Source organism: Gordonia sp. BP-119 (assembly GCF_016924115.1).
GTDB lineage: Bacteria > Actinomycetota > Actinomycetes > Mycobacteriales > Mycobacteriaceae > Gordonia > Gordonia hongkongensis.
The window spans coordinates 91,597-114,203 of record NZ_JAFFZF010000008.1; the positions used below are offsets into that span (position 1 = coordinate 91,597).

Here is a 22,607-nt window from a genome sequence, read left to right on the forward strand (position 1 = left end):
ACGATCGGGACCGCCGTGACCCTCTCCTCCGCCTCTGACCTGCGGACCTTCGCCAACATCCGGGACCTGGGCGGTATGCGGGTCGCCGGCGGCGGCGTCACCGCCGCGAATGTGCTGATTCGCAGCGACGCCCCCTATCCCGACGACGAGGACCCCGTCGGCCTGCCCTGGCCGCCGGCGACCGTCGTCGATCTGCGCGACCCGACCGAGCTGGGCCGGATGGCCGTCACCTGGCCGCCGAACGTTCGCGTCGTGCACCGTCCGGTGTCCTCGGGTGCCCGCGTCGACCGTCTCGCCGACACCGCGCTCGTCGAGATCTACACCGCGATGATGCGCACGGGCGGGCATCGGCTCACCGCCGCGCTGAACGAGTTCGACTCCGAGGGCGCGACGCTCGTGCACTGCGCTGCCGGCAAGGACCGGACCGGGGTGATCATCGCGATCGCCCTGCTGTTGGCGGGCGTCGACGAGGAAGCGGTCGTCACCGACTATCACCGGACCGAGGACGGCATCGCCGGGGTGTTCGCGCGTCTGCGGTCCCGCAAGCGGATCCCGGCGGGCACCACGCTGGACGCCCCGATCCTGCGCACCCCGCGCGAGGCCATCGAACTCGTCGTCGGGGACGTGACCGGTGCGCGCGGCGGTGCGTGGGGATGGTTCGAGGAGCACGGCGGCGACGTCGACCACTTCCGGGGCTGGGTCTCGAGGTTCGCGCGTCCCGAGGCCGAGGAGGCCGGGCGTGACTGACGAGAACACTTCGGAATCAGCGCAATTCAGCCCGAGTGTCGTGGCAGCCGTGCTCGCGCACATGAACGACGATCATGCCGACGACTCGCTGCTGATCTGCCGTGCGCTGGGCGGGCGGCCCGATGCGGTCGCGGCGCCGATGACCGGATTCGACCACGAGGCAGCGACGTTCGACGCCACGGTTCCCGAGGGGGTCGTCGGGGTGCGGCTCGCCTGGGATCGCCCGGTCCGCGATCGGGGCGACGTCCGCACCGCGGTCGTCGCGATGTTCCGTGCGGCGCAAGAACGTTCGGGTACCTCTGCGTCCTGAGGGTCACGTGCTCCCGCGAACCATCAGTTCGACCGGGAGGCGGCGGGATTCGACGTTCCGCCCGGCCGCGAGGTCGAGGAGGCCGCGCACCGCGGTCTCGCCGATCTCCCGAGCGGGGGAGCGGACCGTCGTGAGCGGCACGGGGAGTTGGGCGGCCACCGGGATGTCGTTGTAGCCGATCAGGGCGAGGTCATCGGGGATGCGGAGTCCGAGGTCGCGGGCGACACCGAGGACTCCGATGGCGATGGTGTCCGACACCGCGAAGATCGCCCGGGGACGGTCCGGACGATCGAGCAGTGCACGCCCGGCCGCCGTCCCGCCGTGAACCTCGAAGTCGGAAGCGACGATGCGGTCGTCGGACAGCGTGATCCCGGCATGAGCCAGCTCGGCGCGGAACCCGCGGAGCCGGTCGGTGGCCGTCGTGGCGTGGCCGGGCCCGCCGATGACGGCGAGGTCGGTGTGACCGCGCTCCAGGAGATGCCGGGCGGCGATGCGTCCGCCGCGCACGTCGTCGCCGCCGACAAAGGGGAGTCCGGCCTCGGCGTGCCGGGTGAGGGTGAGCATCGGGAGGTCGCCGACCCGCAGGGACTCCACGAAGTCCCGGCCCGGCAGGTGTAATCCGCTCAGCAGCAGACCGTCGACCTGCCGGCCGACGAGGAGTTCGATGGCCCGTCGCTGAGCGGCCTCCTCGTCGGGCGGGGACGACAGCAGGACCGAGTACCCGGCCCGGGTGGCCGCCTGTTCGATGCCCTGGTAGGTCGTGGCCACGACGCCGTCGGTGAGGCGGGTCATCACGACCCCGATCGTGGTGGTTCGGCGGGTCCGCAGGCTGGCCGCCCACACATTGCGCTGGTAACCGAGTTGGTCGGCCACCTCCCGCACCCGCAGAGCCGACGCCGACCACCCGTCGGCGGGCTCGGACTGTCGCAGCACCCGGGAGGCGGTGGACACGTGTACGCCGGCACGCCGGGCGATCTCCTTCAGCGTGGGGGCGCGCTGACCACTGACCACGCTGATCCTCTCTCTTCCTCATTGACCCGATGGGCATCGAACACCTACCTTAGGCGATGCAAACGTTCGTGCAAACGTTCTCGTCGACGGCCCTCGGTCCGCGCGAGTCCCATTCTCGACGGAGGTCCGCCATGTCCCGCACCAGCACGTTGCCCCAGCTCTTCGCCCTGGACTCGTTGCTCGACGCCGACGAGATCGCGATCCGTGACAGCGTGCGGGACTTCGCGGCGTCGAAGTTGCGTCCGCACATCGCCGACTGGTTCGAGGAGGCCCGGCTGCCGGCCCGCGACATCGCCCGCGAGCTGGGCGGGCTCGGAGCGCTCGGCATGCACCTCGAGGGTTACGGCTGCCCCGGGATGAGCGCGATGTCCTACGGATTGACGTGCCTGGAACTCGAGGCCGTCGACTCCGGCATCCGAAGTCTGGTCTCGGTGCAGGGCTCGCTGGCGATGTTCTCCATCCACCACTGGGGTTCGGAGGAGCAGAAGAACCAGTGGCTGCCGCGGATGGCGGCGGGCGAGGCGATCGGCTGTTTCGGCCTGACCGAGCCCGACTTCGGGTCCAACCCGTCGGGGATGCGCACCCACGCCAAGCGGGACGGCGACGACTGGGTGCTCAACGGGACGAAGATGTGGATCACCAACGGTTCGATTGCCGACGTCGCGGTGGTGTGGGCGCAGACCGACCTCGCCGACAGTCCCGGCGGCATCCGCGGGTTCGTCGTCCCGACCGACACACCGGGGTTCTCGGCGCCGGAGATCACCAAGAAGATGTCGCTGCGCGCCTCGGTCACCTCCGAGCTCGTGTTCGACGACGTGCGCCTTCCCGCCTCGGCGATGCTGCCGAAGGCGGAGGGGCTGCGCGGACCGCTGACCGCTCTCGGCGAGGCCCGCTTCGGGATCATCTTCGGAGCGATGGGTGCCGCCCGCGACTGCCTCGAGGCGGCCATCGAGTACGCGCAGTCCCGCCAGGTGTTCGACAAGCCGCTGGCCGGCTACCAGATCACCCAGACCAAGATCGCCGACATGGCGCTCGAGGTGGGCAAGGGTCACCTGCTGGCCTACCACCTCGGCCGTCTGAAGGACCGCGGCGAACTCACGCCCGAGCAGGTCAGCACCGGCAAGCTGAACAGCACCCGCGAGGCGATCGCGATCGCCCGCGAATGCCGAACCATCCTGGGCGCGAACGGCATCACTCTGGAGTATCCGGTGATCCGGCACGCCAACAACCTGGAGTCGGTGCTCACCTACGAGGGGACCTCGGAGGTCCACCAGCTCACGATCGGGCGCGCACTCACCGGGTCGGCGGCGTTTCGCTGAGGCAGTCGGGCGCCTGGCGGTAACCACCGGCGCCCACGGAACGTGGCGCAGTGGGTTACGTTGGACGAGCACGCCGAACAATGCGCGTCCGTGGTCGTTCGCTCACGTCGGGCGTCGAAAGGGGTTCGACCATGACCGATCCGGCTGACGATGACGTTCACCGCAAGATCGCGGATCTGGCGCGTGAACTCCACGGCGACGACTCCGACGAGCAGGTTGCGAAGACGATCGTCGAGAACGCGCTGGTCGACATCCCCGGAGTCGCGTACGCCGGCCTCACCGTCGCAATCGACCGAAAATCGATCGCGTCGTTCGGGTCCACGCACGACGTTGCCGACGTACACGACCGTATTCAAGCGGAACTCGGTGAGGGACCGTGCATCTCGGCAGCGCTCGCCGATCGCATCGTCCGAGTCGACGACCTCGAGAACGAGCAGCGCTGGCCCGAATACCGCCGCCGCGCGCTCGTCGAGACGCCGATTCGTTCCGTCCTGTCGTTCCAGCTCTTCGCCGACACCACGTCGATCGGGGCGTTGAACCTCTACGCCGACGAGCCGTTCGCCTTCGACCTTCACGCCGAGGACATCGGGGTGGTCTTCGCGACGCATGCCGCCCTCGCGTGGAACAAGGTGAAGAAGGACAAGCAGTTCCACAGCGCCCTGGCCAACCGGGACGTCATCGGTCAGGCCAAGGGCATGCTGATGGAACGGTTCGACATCGACGCGGTGGCCGCCTTCGACCTGCTGAAGCGCCTGTCGCAGGACTCGAACACCAAGCTGGTCGACATCGCGCGTCAGATCACGACAGCACGGTGATCAGAGCTCACTCGGTGACGGTGAACTCCACCGTGCTCGGGCCGACCTGATCCTGGGTCAGAGCGCGTCCCGCGTCCTCGATGGACTCGAAAGTCTTGACATACGGCGCCATTCCGCAGAGTTCGAGGGGGCGGGTCACCGCGCGGCCACCCACGACCACCACTGGGACGAATCGGCGACCGGCGTCGTCGATGAACGAACGCAGTAGCACCAACCCGACGGTTCCGAAGAAGTTCAGGCCCGAGAAGTCGAGGACGATGCCGTCGACGGGGCCGCTGATCACGCGGTCGAGAGCGGCGGCGAAGTCGGCCGCCGAGTCGCGGTCGACGCTGCCGGAGAAGCCTTGCACGCAATACGATTTCGGGGAGACCAACTGGTGGGAATGGGCCTTCGGCGCGGACTCCGCAGTGGGATCGAACGCCGAACGAAAGATGGTCGAAGAGGTGAGAGCCATGATGTTCTCAATTCAGTCAAGTGCGTCTGGCCACGACCGTCACTTCTGGATCGGAAGCCTTGGTGCTGCACCGAATCGGCGTCAGTACCCCAAGTTCACGATCACCCGGTCAGAGGGATTGAGCGTGATGGTGGAAAGCGAGAAGGCCCTGGGCGCCCAACGCTCTAGAACGCAGCTTCTACCTGAACCGCATCTCTTACCCTACGTTGCACAAGAGCGACCTACAAGGTTGTGCCCACTTCGGCAGTTTCTATGCGGTGTGTTCCTGCCACGCGACGCCCTGACCAGCCGAGGGCCGCCGTGGCTGGACGCCGCCGGGCGACCGTGGTTGGGTGGACTCGGATATGCGTCGAACCCGGTGCGCACATCAGTCCTGTTCTGGATGCGGCACGAGGTCTGCGCATCGATCTCGAGCTGTCTTCGAAGTCTGGTGGTGAGAATGGCGTCGGGTGACCGGGGCGATCACGACGATTACAGTGATGTCCTTCCGGCTCTGCGGACCATGCACGAGGAGAAGGACGACGCTCGTCGTGCCCGGCTGCGGGAGGACGTCATCGCGAGGTGCCTGCCCCTGGCAGACCATGTCGCCAGGCGCTTCTCGGAGCGCGGGGAACCCATTGACGACCTGCGTCAAGTGGCGCGGATCGGTCTCATGCATGCCGTCGACCGTTTCGACGTCGAACGAGGCAATAATTTCCTGGCCTTCGCGGTCCCGACCGTCATGGGCGAGGTCAAGCGCTACTTCCGCGACAGCACCTGGTCCATCCGCGTGCCACGCCGGGCCCAGGAGGCGTCGCTCAACATCGCCAAGGCCAGCGAGGAGTTGCTGCAGTCCCTCGGACGGTCGCCGCGCCCGAGTGAGATCGCCCAGCACCTCGGGCTGCCCGTCAGCGAGGTGATCGAGGGCATGGTCGCCCGGTCGGCCTACACGGCGAGCTCGATCGATGCCGAAGCCGGTTCGTCGACCGACGGCTGGACGCTGGCCGACACCCTCGGCGACGAGGACGCGCGACTGGAACTCGTCGAAGAATTCGTCACGCTGCAGCCGGCCCTCGAGCGGCTGACCGAACGCGAGCGCACCATCCTCACGTTGCGGTTCTTCAAGTCCATGTCGCAGAGCGAGATCGCGCGTCAGGTGGGGATCTCCCAGATGCATGTGTCGCGCTTGCTGACGCGGATTCTCGAGACCTTGCGATCGGAAGTCGTCGATGACGATGACGAGAACTCCAGGCCGGGATCGCAGGCCGACAGCGAGCGTGCCGCGACGAAGGGCCGCGGCACGCCACGCGGGTTCACGGCTTGAGAATCACCTTGACCATTCCGTCGTCCTTCTTCTGGAATGTCTCGTAGGCCTTCGGTGCCTCGCTGAGCGGTAGTTCGTGGGTGGCGAAGGTGTCGACGCCCAAGGGGTCGTCGTCGGTCAGCAGCGGCATGATGTCGTCGACCCAGCGCTTCACGTTCGCCTGACCCATGTGCAGCCGGATCTGCTTGTCGAACATGGTCAGCATCGGCAGCGGGTCGGCCGCGCCGCCGTAGACCCCGGAGAGCGAGATCGTGCCGCCGCGTTTGACGATGTCGATCGCCGAGTAGAGCGCGCCCAGCCGATCGGTACCCACCTCCGACATCGCCTTGCGGGCGACGGCGTCCGGCAGCAGGCCGACGACGCTCTGCAGCGCCTTGTTGACCGGCGACCCGTGGGCCTCCATCCCGACAGCGTCGATGACCGAATCGGTACCCAGTCCTCCGGTCAGGTCGCGGATGGCGTCGCCGACGTTGTCGACCGCGTCGAAGTTCACGGTCTCGATGCCGCGGGCCTCCGCCCGGGCGAGTCGCTCGGGCACGCGGTCGACACCGATGACCCGCGCTCCCTGGTGCGCGGCGATGCGGGCAGCCATGTCGCCGATGGGGCCGAGGCCCAGCACCGTGACGGTTCCGCCCTGGGGGATCTCGGCGTAGGTGACGGCCTGCCAGGCCGTCGGCAACACGTCCGAGAGATAGACGAACCGCGAGTCGGGCTTCTCCAGCGGCACCTTGATGTGGGTGAACTGGGCCTGCGGCACCCGGAGGTACTCGGCCTGCCCACCGGGCACGGAGCCGTAGAGCTGGGAATAGCCGAACAGCGCGGCGCCCATCCCTTGCTCGGTGACGCGGGTCGTCGCACACTGCGTCATGAGGCCCTCGTTGCAGAAAAGGCAAGAGCCGCAGGAGATCTGGAAGGGGATGACCACACGGTCGCCGACCCGCAGGTCGCCGGTGTCGCTGCCGACCTCCTCGACGATCCCCATCGGCTCGTGCCCGAGGATGTCGCCCGCCTGCATGAACGGACCGAGAACCTCGTAGAGGTGGAGGTCCGACCCGCAGATGTTGGTCGAGGTGACCTTGATGATGGCGTCGGTCGGTTCGATGATCTTCGGGTCGGGCACCGTCTCGACCGAGACGTTTCGCTTGCCCTGCCAGGTCACTGCACGCATTCTCTAGGCCTTTCCGTTGTCGGCTCGACGCTCTTCGCGAATCTCCTCGAGGCGGTCGTCTCGTCCTCGTTCACTCTTTCCGGCGTGTTCCACCGGGAAGTCGTGGAACCGCTCCTCATAGCGTTCGGCTTCCTCGGCGGTGGTCTCGGGCTGGATCGGGTCCTGATGGGCCCGATCGCCGTCCCGGGCTGCGCGACGTCGCAGCAGGACGCGGCTGCCGATCAGCAGTCCGATCGCGAGCAGACCCATGACGACGGCGCCGACCGCCAGCCACACCGTCGCATCGCGGTCGCTCGCACCGGCGGCGATGGCGATGCCGGCGAGCACCAGCATCAGTCCGAGGCAGACGAAGCCGAGTAGGCCGACGGCCTTCAGTCCTCGCGACTTTCGTGCCGGGCGCCGCGCGATGGCCTCACGCGACGCGACTTCTCGTTCAGGTGTCAGATCTGGCATGGTGCACTCCCTGCGCTGTCTGGTCGGGCTCGGTGGCCGGCGTGCTCGACACCGGCCTCGGTGCGGAGGGTTTACCGCGAGCGGCCGGCGATGAAACGTCGCCCCACCGCGCCCGCGTCGGTCATGGGACGGATGGAGACGTGAATCTCATCGAGTCATGATCTGGGTAAACGCTCTGCTAACGTGTCGACACGTGTTCGGGGGGGCACGTTCAGCGCGGCAAGGTCCTCCGGCCGCGGTTTGGAACACGGAATCACGGGGCACTCATGACCAGACCAGCCGAGATCGGCACCACCAATCAACGGGCGAAGAAGACTCATTTGATGACCGATTCCGACGCGACGTCCCAGCTATCGATCGACGGCGGTACGCCGACGGTCCTGCGGGTTCCGGCCGCCACCGATCGTCTCGCGCTGGTGCGCGCTCTGGTCGAGACCGCGCTGTACATCGACGACTGGGCGCTTGACGACGTCATCGACGCCAAGGTGGCCGTGGACGAGATCTGCTCGCAGATCATCTCCGCCGCCGCTGAGGAGTCGTCCATCGAACTGACCCTGCACATGTCGTCGCAGGGCGTGATCGGCGAGATCCGGGGGGAGCTCGTCCCGGACGTGACCCTGAAGCAGTCGACTTTCGGATGGCGGATCGTGCAGACCGTCACCGACACTCACACGATCTCCTACGACGAACCGCTCCCGGGTGCCGCCTCCCGCGGCGTCGTCATCGGGTTCTCGAAGTTCCGTCGCTGACCCGGAGCCACTCGTCGCCTGCGGTGTCGTAGGCGACCAGGCCGCGGTCGGCGAACGCGCGCAGCCACCCCTCCATGGGCCAGGTGCCCCATCGCCGGTGGAACACCCGTGCGTTGCGGAGGATGTCCGCAAGGTGTTCGACCGGCGGGTTCGAGACCGGATGGTGCTGGTGGTAGGCGTGTGCGCCACCAACCCAGGCGATCCGAAACCCGTTGTCGCGCGCGGACATCGCGAAGTCCGTGTCCTCGCCGCCGTAACCGCGGTAGCCGGGGTGGAAGCCGCCCAGGGCGAGCCAATCGGTCGCCCGGACCGCGAACGACAGCGACCAGAAGAGCATCAGCTCCGATGAGAGTTGTGTCTGCCCGGTTCCCGGTGACGGACGCGCCGGGTGCGGATCGGTGAACCGGGCGAGCTCGCGCGCATCGAAGGTCGGCTGGTCGCAGGGGAGGTAGGTGACCGGGCCGCAGTAGAGGACTTTCAGGTCCGGTGTGGCCGTGCAGGAGCGGAGATAGCGCTCGAGCATGTCCGGGCCGGGGATGCAGTCGACGTCGAGAAACACCAAGAGCGAGGCCCCCGCGGTCATGGCGGCCGTGGCGCCGGCGTTCCGGGCATCGGCGAGTTGCAGGGTGTCCGGGTCGTCGCTGGCGAACCGGATGACCTCCACCGGGTGCCCGTCGGTGACAGAGGTGATGCCGGGGTCGTCCATGGCCACCACGAAGTGCAGGTCGGGCCGCCGGGTCGAATGGGCGAACGCCTCGAGTTGTCGTCGAAGGTGGCGGTGCCGCCCCGACACGATCGTGATGACGGCGACCACCTCGGGGACGCCGGTCATCGGTGCGCGACCGCCTCGATCGCCCGCGCCGCACGTTCGGCGGCGCCTGCGGTGTGCCACCGCGACCATTCCGGCGACGAACTCCCGGCGGTGTCGAGGATCGAGCGCCAGCGTTCGGTGGACGGCCATGACGACGTGACGAGAGCGAGTTCGGAGCGTGCGAGGGTGGTGCCGGTTGCCCGTTGTTCGGCGAAGGGTCGGTCCTCGGGGATGACCACCGCCGGGCGCCCGGCCGCGGCGGCGTCGGCCACGCTTCCCTGACCCGCGCCGATGACGGTCACCCGCGCACTGCACAGGAAGGGCCACGGGTCGTCGACCCAGGTGCCGAAGGCGGGTCCGAGCCCGGCGACGGTGTGCTCCGGGAGCTCCTCGCCGAGTGTGGTCGCCGGATGCGGGGCACCCGGTACCCCGCCCGCGCCGGTGACGACGAGGATGTCGGCGGCGAAGGTGGGGTGGGACACGGGGAGTCGTCCGTCGAACCGCGAGATACCGCCGGTGAAGACTGTTTTCGGCAGATGCTCCCGGAGCCAGTCCGGTTGATACAGCTCGGCGGGCCAGGGCGCGATGATCGCATCGGCCGCCCGGTAGGCGAGCTGATGCGGCAGATCGTCGCGAACGCCGGGCTGCGCCGTCACGATCACCGGCACGCCCATCAGCCGGAGGAAGAGGGTGACCTCCACCGATACGTCGACGACGACGGCGGCCGGTCGGCGCGTCTCGACGAACTCGGCCAGCTGCGCCATGCGTGTCCGTAGTCCGCCGTCGTGCCGTGGGGCCCAGTGCAGCAGGCCGCCGGCGTCGACGTCCCGCGGCTGCGGGTCGGAGTCGTCGCGCTCGAGGGTGATCACCTCGCTGAACACCGGGGCGGTCAGCGACGCGCTGGTCAGCGCGACGACGTCGGTGCCGATGTGGCCGGCGACGGCGGTGGCCCGGGAACAGTGTCCGCGGCCCTGATGGTGCACGTAGTAACCGATCACACCCCGACCTCCCGGGGGAGCGAGGAGTCGGCCAACGGCCGCCCGGCGACCAGATCGGCGTAGATGTCGAGGTACCGATCGATCATCGCGATGTCCGTGCAGTGGTCCTCCGCGCGCCGACGCACAAGGCCCCGGTCGAGGGTGAGCGCATCGTCCACCGCGAGGGCCAGCGCGTCGATGTCGCCCGGCGGCACGAGGACGCCGGCGTGCTCGCCGACGATCTCGGGAATGCCGCCACGGGCGAAGCACGCCACCGGGGTGCCGCAGGCGAGGGATTCGGCCACCACGAGGCCGTATGGCTCGTCCCACACCGGGGTCACCAGTGTCACGCCGGAGGAGCCGACCAATCGCGCCAGGTCGTGCTGGTGGAGGTGTCCCTCGTAGTGGACGAGACCGCCCAGCGACGGGGCGATCTGTTGCTCGAAATACCTTGTGTCGCTGATGGGTCCGGCCAACCCGAGCCGACGGCCCGCGCGCTGGGCAGCCTCGATCGCGAGGTGGGCGCCCTTCTCCGGTACGAACCGGCCGAACCACACCAGGTCGTCTCCGCCGGGGCCGGCGGGCCAGCGGTCCAACTGAACCCCGTTGTGCACCACCGGGATCTCGCCGAGCACATGCGACCAGGACTGTGCCGTGTGCCGACTGACGGCGACACAACGCGTACCGGGCGCAAGGGTCAGCGCGGACTCGAGCCACGGCGTCGGCGGGGTGTGCAGCGTGGTGACCATCGGGGTCTCGACGGCCGGACCCATGGCGACCGGGAGGTAGTGCAGGCTGTGATTGTGGATCACGTCGTAGTCGCCGGGGTTGTTGGTGAACGACAGCATGAGCGACAGGTACGCGTGATGATCCTGCAGTGCTTCGAGTTGGGGCATCGACACATCCGAGCGTGCGGCCGCGGAGGGCTCGAACAACTCGCCGCGCAGGCGATCCGAGTCGACCGGCAGATCGCTGCCCGCGCCCGCGAACAGCGTGACCTCGTGACCGGCGAGGGTGAGGGCGCGAGTGAGATGCCAGACGTGGGCCTCGAGTCCGCCCGCGAACGGCTGCGCGATCGGGTAGCGGCTCGACGCGACGATGGCGATCCTCAACGTGTCACGCATCCAGAGCCCTGGTGTAGAGGGCGGCGTGCTGCTCGGCGAGCGACTCGCGCTGCGCGCGCCGGTCGGGCCACGAGGCCGCCGCGGGACGAGCCGAATATGCCTGTGCCAGAGCAGAAACGAGTGAGTCCGGATCGAAGGTGTCCTCGGTGAACTCGAAGGACAGGCAGTCCTGCTGCTCGCGGTAGAAGCCGCAGCTCGGCGCGATCACGGTGGTGCCGAGATCGTGGCAGGCCTCGAGCCAGCCGGAATGGGTGCCGAATCGGTACGGCAGTACCGACACGGACACGCTCCGCAGGTAGTCCCACAACTGATCATCGGTGAAGTACTCATGCACGAGCACGCGGGCATAGGGGTGCCGGGAGAGTGCCAGCGCAGTGGTGCCGAAGTCCGGGTTGTACGCGTGCTTCCCGGGGACGAACACCTCGTCGTGGAGGTTGATCTGGACCGTCATGTCCGGGTAGTCCGCGGCCGCCTCGAGCAGGGTCATGATCACCGGCAGCGGATCCATGTTGGCGCGAATGCTCTTGGCGTGCACCCCCACCACGAAGTCGTCGGCGTGCGGCGTGCGCGGACCGAATCGGCCGGGCGGCACGACATGCGGGTGAGGCAGCACGGTCGCCTCGCGCTGCCAGCGACGCGCGATCTCCCGGGAGACGCCGGGGGTCAGGGTGATGACCTCGTCCGCCGCCGGTACGAGGATGTCCAGGACCTCCTCGTGGCGTCCCGGTTCGGGGTGATGCGGATTGCGCAGATCATGCAGCGTGTACACGAGTGGTTTGCCGTGGGTGCGCAGCTCGTCGATCACCTTCGACATCTCGGCCGGCTCGACGGCGTCGAACCCGAAGTGGAGGTGGAAGACGTCGAACTCGTTGTGGTTGCGGGCGATCCACGCGGGGTCGAGCATCAGCGGGGGCCACCAGCCGCCCGGCACCTTGGCGCCGTCGGCCGGAACCGGGTCGGGCAGGCGGACGACCGAGACCGGGCCGGAGTCGAGCCCGCTGACCGTCCCGTTCAGCGGCGACAGGTGGCGGACGTACACATGGGAGTGCGGCACCGACGCGACGCGCACGCGGGTCGCACCGCCCCTCCGCGAACCGAGGCCCGCCGACATCGTCGACAGACCTCGTGTCGTGTTCGACCCCGTTGTCTCGAGGGTTGCTGTTCCGCCTGGCTGCGCACTGCTCACTGCCACATCCGTTCACTAGGGTCGCAACGGCTGTGTTCTCAACCGGGCCTGCACGATCGCGGCCTCGGCGAGCCGCAGATGACTGCCGGTTTCCGGCACCTATCTCGTGCCGGTCCGGATACCCCGGAATGTCGGCGGTGAAACCGCCCGTCGACGCGATGAACGGTGGTGCGTCGGTGCTACTTCGAGGACGAGGCGTTCTCGTCGTCGAAGCGGTGTGCGTTGAGCAGCAGATGGTCGAACGACTGCCGGACCGGGTCCGGTAGCACCACGTATCGGTGGACGCCGGTGACGATCGACCGCGCGAGCTCGTTCACCTTGACGTTGGCCGTCTGCGAACGCCAGCGCATGACCTCGAACGCGCGATCGGCGCTCACGCCGTAGGCCAGCGAGATCATGCCCTTGGCCTGCTCGATGACGCCCTGGTGCTCGCGGAATCGCGCGACGTGCTCGTCGACGCGGTCCTTGACGGCCTTCTCCTCGATTGCCGTCAGATCGAGATAGAACCCCTCGGCGCCGATCACGGCGCCGGATTCGTCGGTGAGTTGCTGCGACACCACCGCGACGTGGCGGACCTCACCTTTGGTGTCGACGATGCGATGACGGCTCGAGAACGGGATCCGGCGGTCGAGCATCGTCGCGAGCAGCTCTTCGAACGACTGCCGGTCGTCCGGGTGCTTGTGCCCCGCGATCAGCTCGGTCGTCGGAGTGACCTCACCGGGCCGGTAACCATGCATCTCGGCGACCTCGTCGGACCACTCCCATTCCTGGGTGTCGAACAAGAACCGGAAGCTGCCGACGTGACTGATACGGGACTCGCCGGCGGTGTGATCGTTGGCGTCTGTCACCCTCACCCCTACAAACCACAAATCAACAGGAATGCCAGCGGTCTCGGGCGAAAGATGAGCTTACCTGGCTGACGCATTTGGCGGGAATCGACCCGGTGCGTGTCCCGGGGCAGGACTCGCGGAGATCGTTTCGGTGCCGTGTCTCGCGGGTATCCGCCGTACTCGCAGGGCCGACGGCGAGACCCGGCCCGACCGACACCGATCTCGGCTACGGCCAGGAGGACGAGAATGAGTACCGACAACGTGGGCGACAGTGCGACAGCGGCATCCGAGGGCATCAACCCCGATCTGACGTCGACAGCCGGTTTCGAGGATCTCGACGAGGACCGGCTCGGTCAGGACCCGCTCGAGGAGGGGATGGACCCGCCCGAGGACTGGTCGGCCAGTGATCGGACCGGCACGACCGCCCGGGAACAGCGGGAAGGCGAGTCCCTCGACGAGAAACTCGACCAGGAGATCCCCGACCCGAACCCCTGACGACGTCCGCTCCTCAGTCCGCGCCGATGTTTCCGCACGCTTCTCAGCGGGCACCATCTCGATCATGAGCGACCAGAACCCCGAGCACGAACCGGAGACGATCTCCTACCCCGGTGAGACCGACGAGATGGGCGAACGCCCCCGGGACGAGATGCGCGACTATCGCGGCCGCGATCTGCTGGCCGGCAAGACCGCCCTCATCACGGGCGGCGACTCGGGTATCGGTCGCGCGGTCGCGGTCGCCTTCGCCAAGGAGGGCGCCGATGTCGCCATCGCCTACCTGGAGGAAGACAACGACGCCCGCCACACGGTCGAGCTCATCGAGGCCGAAGGACGGCAGGCCCGCGCGTACCGCGGCGACCTCGCCGACCCGGCGCACTGCGCCGACATCGTGAAGCGGACCGTCGACGAGCTCGGCGCATTGGACATCCTGGTGAACAACGTCGCCTATCAGGAGATCGTGGACGACTTCCTGGAGCTGACGCCGGAGCAGTGGCGACGCACCTTCGACGTCAACATCGACAGCTTCTTCCACACCACGCGAGCGGCGGTGCCGCACCTGACCGGCGGCGGCGCCATCATCAACACGTCGTCGATCAACGGTCTGCGTGGCAACGACAGCCTCATCGACTATTCGGCGACCAAGGGCGCGGTGCTGGCCCTGACCTACTCGCTGGCGCAGGCGCTGATGGAACGGAAGATCCGCGTGAACTGCGTCGCGCCGGGCCCGGTCTGGACGCCGCTGATCCCGGCGACGATGCCGGCCGAGGCGGTCAAGGACTTCGGCACCCAGGCGCCGATGGGACGGGCGGCCCAGCCCGACGAGATCGCGCCGTCGTACGTGTTCTTCGCGGCCGAGCAGCTCTCGTCGTACTACACCGGCGAGGTGCTGGCCCCGATCGGTGGCGAGACCCTGCCGGGGTAGGCCGTCGGGTCAGGGCACCGGGAGCGGCGCCAGGCTGTTCCCGCGCGGCAGCGAACCGCAGTTGCTCTGTGTCGGGGCACCCGCGAACCGCTCGGTGAGGTACTGCAGTGCCAGCGGTTCGAACGGGAGGAACGCCTCCTGATGGGTCAGGCCGTTGAGCTGCCGGTAGGTGATGTCCACGCCGCGTGAGCAGTACTCGTTCGCCAGGCCGATCACGTCACCGGTGATCATCAGGGTGTCCCCGATCGCGTTGTAGTGGCCCACCGCGAGAAGCATCTTCGTCGACGGGGTGCCCGACCGTCCCATGATGTTGTCGTTGATCGCCCGCACCACCTGCGGCACGTCGAGCAGGCCGGCGTACGGCGGCCTGACCATGTCCGCGCTGGTGAGTCCCGGATACTTAGACGCGAACTCCGAGATGCACTCGTCGCTGACGTCCTGGGCGACCTGTCGGCCGCGGGTCGAGAGGAACGTCGAGGTGTCGAGCCGGTAGGTCCGCTGGTAGGCGACCACGAGCGCCGGGATGACACCCGCCCACTTCGCACTGCCGTTGATGTAGGGCAGGTTGTGCGCGAGGTCCACCGGCAATCCGCCCGCGGCGGCGCCGACGATGTTCAGTTCGGGCGCGTAGCGCGGCGCGACCTCGGCGCCGAACTGCGTGGGGATGGACCCGCCGGAATATCCGACGAGGCCGACCGGGGTCGACCGCGGCAGCCGCAGGAACGACTGTGCGGCGCGGACGCCGTCGAGTGCGGCATAGCCCGACTGCCGGCCGATGGTCCACTGCAGCTTCTCGCCCTCGTAGTCCGGCACCACGACGGTGTACCCGGCGGCGAGATAGCCTGCGATGACGCCCTGTTCGGCGGTTGCGGTGCCGTTGGTGTAACCCCCGCTGAGCGTGTACGACGGATCGCACTGAGACCCGAGCGCGTCGTAGGCCATGTGGTACGAGACCAGGCGCGTCGGGCCCGGGATCAGCGGTCGCAGCACGGTCGCGACCGTCACCACGCTCTCGCCGAACTGGTCGGTGGTGCGATAGAGCACCTGCGAGCCGGTGATCGGGGTGGACATCGTGGGTGTCTGGAACCGCATGGGACGGCTGCGGAGCACCGCTCCGGGAGCCACGCCCGACAGTGAGGCGTTGTAACGGTAGAACGGGTCGGCCGACGGCAGTGGCGAGCCCGGCCCGGGTGCGGCCTGGGCGGGGGGCGTGCCCGCGAACACGCCGAGCAGCACGCCGACAACCACACCGATGACACCCACGCGCAGCCAACTCGTGCGCACCCCGAACGACATGGCTCATCTAAGCACCGAATGGGTGTCTGCGTCAGCGATCGAGCAGGCGGATGTCCGTTTTCGGCTCTGTCACCCCTACGGTGTGCGGGTGGGCAGGGCAGGAGTGAGCAGACCGACCAAGATCGCATGGACGGCCCTCGCGGCCGTCGTCGTCGTCCTCGGTGTCGCGGTACTCATCGACCGCGAACCCGCGCCTGCCCCGGCGGACACCGCCGTCGCGGCCGATCTCGTGGTGCGCCTGGACAGCCACCGCCTAACGTCGCCGGAACGTGAGCGGGCGCGTTTTGTCGAGTTCCTCGACTTCGAGTGTGAGGCCTGTGGCGCGGTCTACCCGATCATCGAAGATCTCCGGCGCACCTACGGCGACCGGATCACCTTCGTGGTCCGCTACTTCCCGATGCCCGGGCATCTCAACGCCGAGCGCGCGGCCCGCGCCGTCGAAGCGGCTGCACAGCAGGGCCGATTCGAGCAGATGTACCAGCGCATGTTCACCACCCAGGCCCGATGGGGGGAGCAGCGGGCTCCCGCCGACGACGTGTTCCGTGGTTTCGCGATCGATCTCGGGCTGGACATGACGGCCTTCGACGCCGCGTACGACAGTCCCGCCACGCTGGAGCGGATTCGTGCCGATGTCGCCGATGGGTTGGCCCTGGGCGTACAGGGCACCCCTACGTTCTTTCTCGACGACCAGCGCTTGGTGCCGACCACCGTCGACGACCTGACCGGAGCGCTGGAACGGGCGGCCACCGGCTGAGGCTACGGGCGGGGGAGACCGTGCGGCACCGACCGGGACTGAAACATGGGATGTTAGGTTGTTTGCGTGTCCGGACAGATCACCCCACCTCGCCGGACGAGCGAGCTCGTCGTGCAGCGCATGCAGGAGTTGATCGCGGACGGCACCTGGCCCCTGGGCGAACGGATCCCCGCCGAGCCCGAGCTCGTGGCGCAGTTCGGCGTCGGCCGCAACACGATCCGGGAGGCCGCCCGGGCCCTGGAACACGCCGGCATGCTCGAGCCCCGGCGGGGCGACGGCACGTATGTGCGCGGCCGGAGCCCACTCGCCGGTGCGATCGCGCGGACCTCCGCGCCGTCGGAGCTCCGGGATCTGCTCGAAGTGCGACGTGCTCTCGAGAGCGAGGCCTCGGCCGGTGCGGCCGCCCGGGGCGACGCCGCCGACGTCGAACGTCTCCGCCTGTTGCTGGCGCGCACCGAGGACGCGATGGCCGACGGTGACCTGGATCGATACACCGAGGCGGACATCGCATTCCACGCCGAGCTCGTCGTCGCGTCCCGCAACGCGCTGCTCATCGCGATGTACGACGGAATCGCCGAGGCGATCGCCCGTACTCATCCGTCGGTCTTGCGACGTCCGCTGGCCGAGCAGTCGCACCCGCGCGGTCATCGAGATGTCGTCGACGCGATCGAGCGCGGCGACGCCGACGCAGCGCGCGCGGCGGTGTACGCCTACGTCGACTCCACCGAGGTGTGGGGATGAGCGCGCAGGCGCTGTCCACGCGCGAGAAGTCCGCCGTCGGGGTCATCGTCACCGCGGTCGGAGTGATGTTGGTCGCCGCGAACCTGCGACCGGCCGTGGTGGCCGTCGGACCGCTCATCGGGGTGATCTCCGACGACGCCGGCTTCAGCAGCGCCGTCGCCGGTCTGCTGACCGCGCTGCCGGTGCTGTTCTTCGGGATCTCGGCGCCGGTGGCTCCCCGTCTGGCCAACCGGTTCGGCATCGAACGGGTCATCTTCGGGGCCCTGCTCGTCTTGATCGTCGGCATCCTCGTCCGGCTCATCCCGTCGCCGGCCGCCCTGTTCGGGGGTTCGGCGGTCATCGGCGCCGCCATCGGCACCTGCAACGTCGTGCTCCCGGCGCTGATCAAACGCGACTTCGCGCACCGCTCCGGGCTCATGACCGGCCTCTATTCGATGACTCTCTCCGGCGGGGCGGCGGTCGCGTCCGGGGTGAGCGTGCCGATCAACGACGCACTCGGCGGGGACTGGCGGCTGGCGTTGGCCGCGTGGTCGCTGCTCGCGCTGGTCGCCGTGGTCGTCTGGATTCCGCAGCTGCCGCTGGTTCACCGGGTGACCTCGGCGGCGCCGACATCGTCGTTGCTGACGAACCCGATCGCGTGGGCGATCACGGTCTTCATGGGCACGCAGTCGCTGATCTTCTACACGTTCGTGGCCTGGCTGCCGCAGTACCTCGTCGACGCCGGCATGTCGCCGTTGCGGGCGGGTGCGGTCCTGGCGTCGGCGCAGGTGGTCGCCCTGATCATGTCGCTGGTCGCGCCGATCGTCGCCGGCCGCTTCGCCGGTCAGCGGGTGGTGACCCTGTCGGTGATCGCGGTCTGCGCCGTCGGCTTCGTGGGTCTGCTGAGCACTGATGTCTGGCCGGGATTCTGGGCGGCCTGTGTGATGGTCGGGCCCGGTTCGTCGATCAGTCTGGCCCTTCTCTTCATGGTGCTGCGCAGCTCGGGATCCGAACAGACGGGCCAGGTGTCCGGGATGGCGCAGTGCGTCGGCTACCTGGCGGCGGCGGCCGGCCCGATCATCATCGGCGCCATCCATGACGTCACCGGCTCGTGGACTCTGGCCATGGCGGTGCTCGGTCTCGTGCTGGTGCCCCAGGCGCTCTCCGTCCTCGGCGCCGCCAAGGACGTCAAGATGACCGGTTGACGAGGTCTGCGCCGGGACCCGGACAATTCGTCGCACAGTCGGTATCGGTCAGCCCTGACCGCTAATCTGTCGCCATGCATTGTGTGGTCGTGGGTGGGGGACTGGCCGGACTGGCGTCGGCGGTCTGGCTGTCGGAGGCGGGGCAACGCGTCACCCTGCTCGAACGGCGGGGTTCACTCGGCGGACGCACCATCTCGATGCCGCTGCACGCCGTCGACGACGTGCCCGACAACGGGCAGCACGTCTTCGCCAGCGGGTACGAGCACCTCATGCGCTATCTGGACAGCGTCGGTACGCGGGAGCACGTGGCCTTCCCGGGTCACATGACGGTGCGAATGCCCGGTGGGGCGACGCGCCGATCGGCGTTCACCGGCCTGCCCGGACTGCGGGCCGCGCTCGGCGACCTGCCCGGGGTGACCGGCCTCGACCGGTTGCGCACGGCGCGTGCGCAGATGAGGTTGATACGGCAGGCATTTCGGCAACCCGACTGGCTCGACGAGGTCACCGCCGACGAGTGGTTCCGTCGCATCGGACTGCCGCAGTCGGCCCGGGATGCGTTGTGGGACGGCATCGTCATCGGCCTCACCGGCGACAAGCCCGACATCTCCTCGGCCAAGGTCCCGGCCGATCTGCTCGTCACGGGAGCCCGCCGGGCGCGCGAGACGCGTACGCCGATCTCGATCGGGTATCCCACCGTCGATCTCGACACGTTGTTCATCGACGGCGCCGAGAAGCGCTTCGCCGACGCCGGTGTGGAGGTCCGACACCGGGCGGTGGTCTCGTCGATCGACGTCACCGACGGGACGGTGAGCGGGGTGACGCTGGCCGACGGCGAGAAGATCGCAGCCGATGCCGTCATCTGCGCGGTACCGGTGTGGAGCGTGAAGGGTCTGCTCGACCAGGTGCCCGGGCACGAGCGGATCTATCGCGCCGTCGAGAACCTGACCCCGGTGCCCATCGTCAGTGTGAACCTCTATCTCGACCGCTCGATCGGGATGACCGACTGGGGCGAGATCCTCTACGGCGGTGAGGGAGTGCTCGAACAGGTCTGGGACCGCCAGCGCATGCACGGGCGCGAACCACGCGACAACTACTTCTACTCGACGACGGTGTCGGCGTCCTACGATCTGATCTCGAAGACGAACGCCGAGATCACCGAGATCCAGATGGACATGCTGCGCCGCTACTTCCCGCAGGCGGCGAACGCGCAGGTGGTCCACAGCCACGTGGTCCGGATGCCGAAATCGACCTTCGCGCAACGACCCGGGACCGCCGGCCTCCGCCCAGACCAGCGCACCGAGGTCGACGGCCTCGCCCTCGCCGGTGACTGGACCCGCACCGACTGGACCACGACGATGGAGGGCGCGTGTCAGAGCGCGGCGCGGGCCGTCGACATCATCCTGGAGTTCGCCCGGCTCGGTTGAGTCGAGGACTTTCTCCGCGGCGCATACCAGCATGGTTGCGGGGGTTTGTCGTCCCTGGCAGGGTGCACATATACGGCCGTTTCCCGAAGGGCGTGCAGAACTCCGCGCCGCGGACGCCGTACCTCGCGACGCGTCGTCGTGCGACGGTCGCGCACAACACAATCACCTTGCCTGCCGCCGGGGCAGAACTGCTCCGCGAGCGGCCCGCCGGATGAGGGAAAGGATCGTTGCGATCGTGGTAACTCACACAGCAGCCAGAACTCCAGAAGCCGCCGATGTCTCGCCCGGCGCGCAGTCGACGAGCACACCCGTCGACGTCTACCGCACCCGGCTCGCGCAGCGCAGCCAGATCGAACCGCGCCCACACAACACCGTGTGGGGGAGCATGGGAAACCCGGGCCCGCTGTCCGCGCCCGAACTCCGGCACTATGCCGATCGCGGATACCACACGGAGACAAACATTCTCTCGGACGCCGACATCGCCGACTGCCTACGCGAGGTGGAGTCCATCACCGAGCGGCTCGGCGACGACGATCGGGTGATCCGCGAATCATCGAGCGGGCAGGTGCGATCGCTGTTCGCGGTGCATCAGCTCAGTGACGTCATCGCCGAGATATGTTCGCGTGAAACGATTGCCGGGGTGGCCCGGCAGATCCTCGACGACGACGTCACGATCCACCAGAGCCGCATCAACCTGAAACCCGGGTTCGCGGGCGGTCCGTTCTACTGGCACTCGGACTTCGAGACGTGGCACGCCGAGGACGGCATGCCCGCCCCACGTGCGCTGAGCGTCTCGCTGGCCTTGACGCCGAACCACACCACCAACGGTCCGCTGATGATCATCCCGGGATCACACCGCCGGTTCGTCAGCTGCGTGGGCGAGACACCTGATGACTACCACCGGGAATCGCTGACGTCGTATCGGCCGCCATTCGGGACACCGGAGGAGGAGGATGTCGCGAGCCTCGCCGACGAACTGGGCATCGACACGATCACCGGCCCCGCCGGGTCCGCACTGTATTTCGACTCGAACTGCATGCACGCGTCCGGCGGGAACATCACGCCCTTCCCGCGCAGCAATCTGTTCGTCGTCTTCAACGCGAAATCGAACGCCCTCCAGGCGCCGTTCGGCGGGACCGAGCCACGCCCGGATCATCTGGCGCACAGGTGAGTTCGTCGTCCCCTGCTCCCTGAGGTGCGAGCGGCACGGCCCTGCTCCTTAACCCGAGAGAACGACCTGCCCCCTGCTCCCTGAGGAGCGCCCGGAGCTTGCGGAGGGCGCGTCACGAAGGGTCCCGTAACGTGTCTCGCCAGACCCTTCGTGACGCTCGCAAGCTCGCTCCTCAGCTCAGGGAGCGGAGGGGTCACAGGTGAACGACCTTCAGAACCCCGTCGACGAGCCCAGGTCCGGGGCCGGCCCGGCGAAGTAGTGCTCACCGTCGAAAATGGCCGGCAGGCCGGCGGCCAGGTAGGTGCCGATGCCGGGCTGCTCCAGCTCGGTGAAGAGCGGATTGCGCTGCAGAACACCTGATTCGACGACCTCGTCAAAAGTCCGGTAACGCTCCCAGAGCACGGAGGTCTGCGCCAGCGCGGCCTCGACCTCGACAGACGTGTGTCGCGCGAACCACGCCGCGAACAGCGGTGTGAGGACACCGCGGTGAATGTACCGGTCGTCCTCCCTGACGAAGTCCGCTCCCAGCGCCCGTTCGACGGCCGCGACCGCCTCGCCGGTCCCGGTCATCTCGACCAGCCCGCGGAAATGCCGCGGGGTCAGGGCGACGAGCATGAAGCGAGAGTCATCCGCGGTGACGAAATCGGTTCCGTAGGTGCCGTATACGTCGTTCCCGGTGGCCGGTCGGGTGTCGCCACTCAGCTGCGGTTCGGTGAGATAGCCGAGCGTCCCGGCGATGGCGAGAGCGGTGTCCTCCAGGGGCAGGGTGATCTGCGCCCCCATCCCGTTCTGGTCGCGGCGCCGGACGGCGGCCGTGATCGCCAGTGCGGCATAGAGGCCGCACGCGACATCCCACGCCGGCAGTACGTGATTGACGACGCCGGCGTAGTCGGTGGGGCCGGTGATCGACGGGAATCCGAGTGCCGCGTTGACTGTGTAGTCGACTCCGGGAGTGCCGTCGGTCCGGCCGAGCAGTTCCAGGGTGATGACGTCGGAGCGCCGCGCCGACAGCGTCTCGTGACTCATCCACGACCGTCCGCCCGCGTTGGTGACCAGGATTCCGCCGCCCGGCCCGCTGTCGATGACAAGATCCTGGATCATTCGCTGTCCCTGGGGGTCACGGAAGTCGACGGTGACGGACTTCTTGCCGCGGTTGAGCCCGGTCCAGTAGATCGAGTTGCCGTCATCGGTGACCGGCCAGCGGTTGATGTCGGCGGCCCCGCCGATTGGGTCGACCCGGATCACCTCGGCGCCGAGCTGCGACAGGGTCAGGCCGCACAGGGGTGAGGCGACGAAGCTCGACACCTCCACGACGCGGAGGCCTTCGAGCGGACGGGGATGCGAGCTCATGCGCGGAAAC

The 22,607-nt window shown here is 68.3% G+C and carries 24 protein-coding genes; 13 read left to right on the forward strand and 11 right to left on the reverse strand.

Annotated features, from left to right (window positions below):
* The first annotated feature begins 15 nt into the window (after positions 1-15).
* Together JW364_RS07230 and JW364_RS07235 are read left to right on the forward strand one after the other, a co-directional pair.
* A complete protein-coding gene (locus JW364_RS07230; RefSeq protein ID WP_205333372.1) occupies positions 16-747 on the forward strand; it encodes a tyrosine-protein phosphatase in 732 nt (243 codons plus the stop codon).
* Complete coding sequence (locus JW364_RS07235) at positions 740-1,057, forward strand: DUF2470 domain-containing protein (protein ID WP_165629539.1); 318 nt, start codon at positions 740-742, stop codon at positions 1,055-1,057. Before JW364_RS07230 ends, JW364_RS07235 begins: the two co-directional genes overlap by 8 nt.
* A gap of 3 nt (positions 1,058-1,060) precedes the next feature.
* Here the strand turns inward: JW364_RS07235 and JW364_RS07240 are convergent, their stop codons facing one another.
* Positions 1,061-2,068: a LacI family DNA-binding transcriptional regulator gene (locus JW364_RS07240; RefSeq protein ID WP_205333373.1), complete on the reverse strand. Its 1,008-nt coding sequence runs from the start codon at positions 2,066-2,068 to the stop codon at positions 1,061-1,063.
* A 131-nt stretch (positions 2,069-2,199) separates the two neighbouring features.
* Between JW364_RS07240 and JW364_RS07245 the strand changes: the two genes are divergently transcribed.
* Both JW364_RS07245 and JW364_RS07250 read left to right on the forward strand, forming a co-directional pair.
* A complete protein-coding gene (locus JW364_RS07245; protein WP_205333374.1) occupies positions 2,200-3,387 on the forward strand; it encodes an acyl-CoA dehydrogenase family protein in 1,188 nt (395 codons plus the stop codon).
* Positions 3,388-3,518: 131 nt separating this feature from the next.
* Positions 3,519-4,202, forward strand: coding sequence for a GAF and ANTAR domain-containing protein (locus tag JW364_RS07250; protein WP_065632495.1), 684 nt, complete (start codon positions 3,519-3,521; stop codon positions 4,200-4,202).
* A gap of 7 nt (positions 4,203-4,209) precedes the next feature.
* On the opposite strand, the gene JW364_RS07255 is transcribed toward JW364_RS07250, so the two are convergent.
* Positions 4,210-4,656, reverse strand: a complete 447-nt coding sequence (locus JW364_RS07255) for an STAS domain-containing protein (protein WP_137809467.1) — start codon at positions 4,654-4,656, stop codon at positions 4,210-4,212.
* A gap of 439 nt (positions 4,657-5,095) precedes the next feature.
* Here JW364_RS07255 and JW364_RS07260 point away from each other — a divergent pair, with 439 nt between their 5' ends.
* Complete coding sequence (locus tag JW364_RS07260) at positions 5,096-5,959, forward strand: RNA polymerase sigma factor SigF (RefSeq protein WP_068970828.1); 864 nt, start codon at positions 5,096-5,098, stop codon at positions 5,957-5,959.
* Here JW364_RS07260 and JW364_RS07265 read toward each other — a convergent pair.
* Positions 5,949-7,127 (reverse strand): zinc-dependent alcohol dehydrogenase, encoded by a 1,179-nt coding sequence (locus JW364_RS07265; RefSeq protein ID WP_137809466.1) that lies wholly within the window; start codon positions 7,125-7,127, stop codon positions 5,949-5,951. The genes JW364_RS07260 and JW364_RS07265 overlap by 11 nt on opposite strands.
* Positions 7,128-7,130: 3 nt before the next feature.
* A complete protein-coding gene (locus JW364_RS07270; RefSeq protein ID WP_078113777.1) occupies positions 7,131-7,580 on the reverse strand; it encodes a hypothetical protein in 450 nt (149 codons plus the stop codon).
* Between the two features lie 323 nt (positions 7,581-7,903).
* On the opposite strand from JW364_RS07270, the gene JW364_RS07275 reads away from it, so the two are divergent.
* Positions 7,904-8,329 (forward strand): hypothetical protein, encoded by a 426-nt coding sequence (locus tag JW364_RS07275; protein ID WP_058249946.1) that lies wholly within the window; start codon positions 7,904-7,906, stop codon positions 8,327-8,329.
* Here the strand turns inward: JW364_RS07275 and JW364_RS07280 are convergent.
* From JW364_RS07280 to JW364_RS07300, 5 genes are all read right to left on the reverse strand, one after another.
* Positions 8,301-9,161, reverse strand: a complete 861-nt coding sequence (locus JW364_RS07280; protein WP_137809465.1) for a glycosyltransferase family 2 protein — start codon at positions 9,159-9,161, stop codon at positions 8,301-8,303. The genes JW364_RS07275 and JW364_RS07280 overlap by 29 nt on opposite strands.
* A complete protein-coding gene (locus JW364_RS07285) occupies positions 9,158-10,138 on the reverse strand; it encodes a hypothetical protein (RefSeq protein ID WP_205333375.1) in 981 nt (326 codons plus the stop codon). The genes JW364_RS07280 and JW364_RS07285 overlap by 4 nt, the downstream gene beginning before the upstream one ends.
* A complete protein-coding gene (locus JW364_RS07290) occupies positions 10,135-11,241 on the reverse strand; it encodes a glycosyltransferase family 4 protein (RefSeq protein WP_205333376.1) in 1,107 nt (368 codons plus the stop codon). The genes JW364_RS07285 and JW364_RS07290 overlap by 4 nt, the downstream gene beginning before the upstream one ends.
* Positions 11,234-12,352: a glycosyltransferase gene (locus JW364_RS07295; RefSeq protein ID WP_205333404.1), complete on the reverse strand. Its 1,119-nt coding sequence runs from the start codon at positions 12,350-12,352 to the stop codon at positions 11,234-11,236. Before JW364_RS07295 ends, JW364_RS07290 begins: the two co-directional genes overlap by 8 nt.
* Before the next feature lie 254 nt (positions 12,353-12,606).
* Positions 12,607-13,275: a PAS and ANTAR domain-containing protein gene (locus tag JW364_RS07300; RefSeq protein WP_078113781.1), complete on the reverse strand. Its 669-nt coding sequence runs from the start codon at positions 13,273-13,275 to the stop codon at positions 12,607-12,609.
* 228 nt (positions 13,276-13,503) lie between these two features.
* On the opposite strand from JW364_RS07300, the gene JW364_RS07305 reads away from it, so the two are divergent.
* Together JW364_RS07305 and JW364_RS07310 are read left to right on the forward strand one after the other, a co-directional pair.
* Complete coding sequence (locus tag JW364_RS07305; RefSeq protein WP_058249732.1) at positions 13,504-13,752, forward strand: hypothetical protein; 249 nt, start codon at positions 13,504-13,506, stop codon at positions 13,750-13,752.
* A gap of 64 nt (positions 13,753-13,816) precedes the next feature.
* On the forward strand, positions 13,817-14,677 hold the full coding sequence (locus JW364_RS07310; RefSeq protein WP_205333377.1) for an SDR family oxidoreductase: 861 nt from the start codon (positions 13,817-13,819) through the stop codon (positions 14,675-14,677).
* Positions 14,678-14,686: 9 nt separating this feature from the next.
* On the opposite strand, the gene JW364_RS07315 is transcribed toward JW364_RS07310, so the two are convergent.
* The gene (locus tag JW364_RS07315) at positions 14,687-15,973 is read right to left on the reverse strand and encodes a lipase family protein (RefSeq protein ID WP_205333378.1); all 1,287 of its coding nucleotides are present in this window, start codon (positions 15,971-15,973) and stop codon (positions 14,687-14,689) included.
* A 103-nt stretch (positions 15,974-16,076) separates the two neighbouring features.
* Here JW364_RS07315 and JW364_RS07320 point away from each other — a divergent pair, with 103 nt between their 5' ends.
* From JW364_RS07320 to thpD, 5 genes are all read left to right on the forward strand, one after another.
* Complete coding sequence (locus JW364_RS07320; RefSeq protein ID WP_205333379.1) at positions 16,077-16,727, forward strand: DsbA family protein; 651 nt, start codon at positions 16,077-16,079, stop codon at positions 16,725-16,727.
* A gap of 66 nt (positions 16,728-16,793) precedes the next feature.
* On the forward strand, positions 16,794-17,468 hold the full coding sequence (locus JW364_RS07325) for a FadR/GntR family transcriptional regulator (protein ID WP_078113786.1): 675 nt from the start codon (positions 16,794-16,796) through the stop codon (positions 17,466-17,468).
* Entirely contained in the window at positions 17,465-18,652 is a 1,188-nt protein-coding gene (locus tag JW364_RS07330; RefSeq protein WP_165629551.1) for an MFS transporter, read from the forward strand. The genes JW364_RS07325 and JW364_RS07330 overlap by 4 nt, the downstream gene beginning before the upstream one ends.
* A gap of 74 nt (positions 18,653-18,726) precedes the next feature.
* The gene (hpnE, locus tag JW364_RS07335) at positions 18,727-20,076 is read left to right on the forward strand and encodes a hydroxysqualene dehydroxylase HpnE (protein WP_065632508.1); all 1,350 of its coding nucleotides are present in this window, start codon (positions 18,727-18,729) and stop codon (positions 20,074-20,076) included.
* Between the two features lie 235 nt (positions 20,077-20,311).
* Positions 20,312-21,247 (forward strand): ectoine hydroxylase, encoded by a 936-nt coding sequence (gene thpD / locus JW364_RS07340; protein ID WP_065632509.1) that lies wholly within the window; start codon positions 20,312-20,314, stop codon positions 21,245-21,247.
* Between the two features lie 210 nt (positions 21,248-21,457).
* Here the strand turns inward: thpD and JW364_RS07345 are convergent, their stop codons facing one another.
* On the reverse strand, positions 21,458-22,597 hold the full coding sequence (locus tag JW364_RS07345; RefSeq protein WP_065632510.1) for a CoA transferase: 1,140 nt from the start codon (positions 22,595-22,597) through the stop codon (positions 21,458-21,460).
* Between the last annotated feature and the right edge of the window lie 10 nt (positions 22,598-22,607).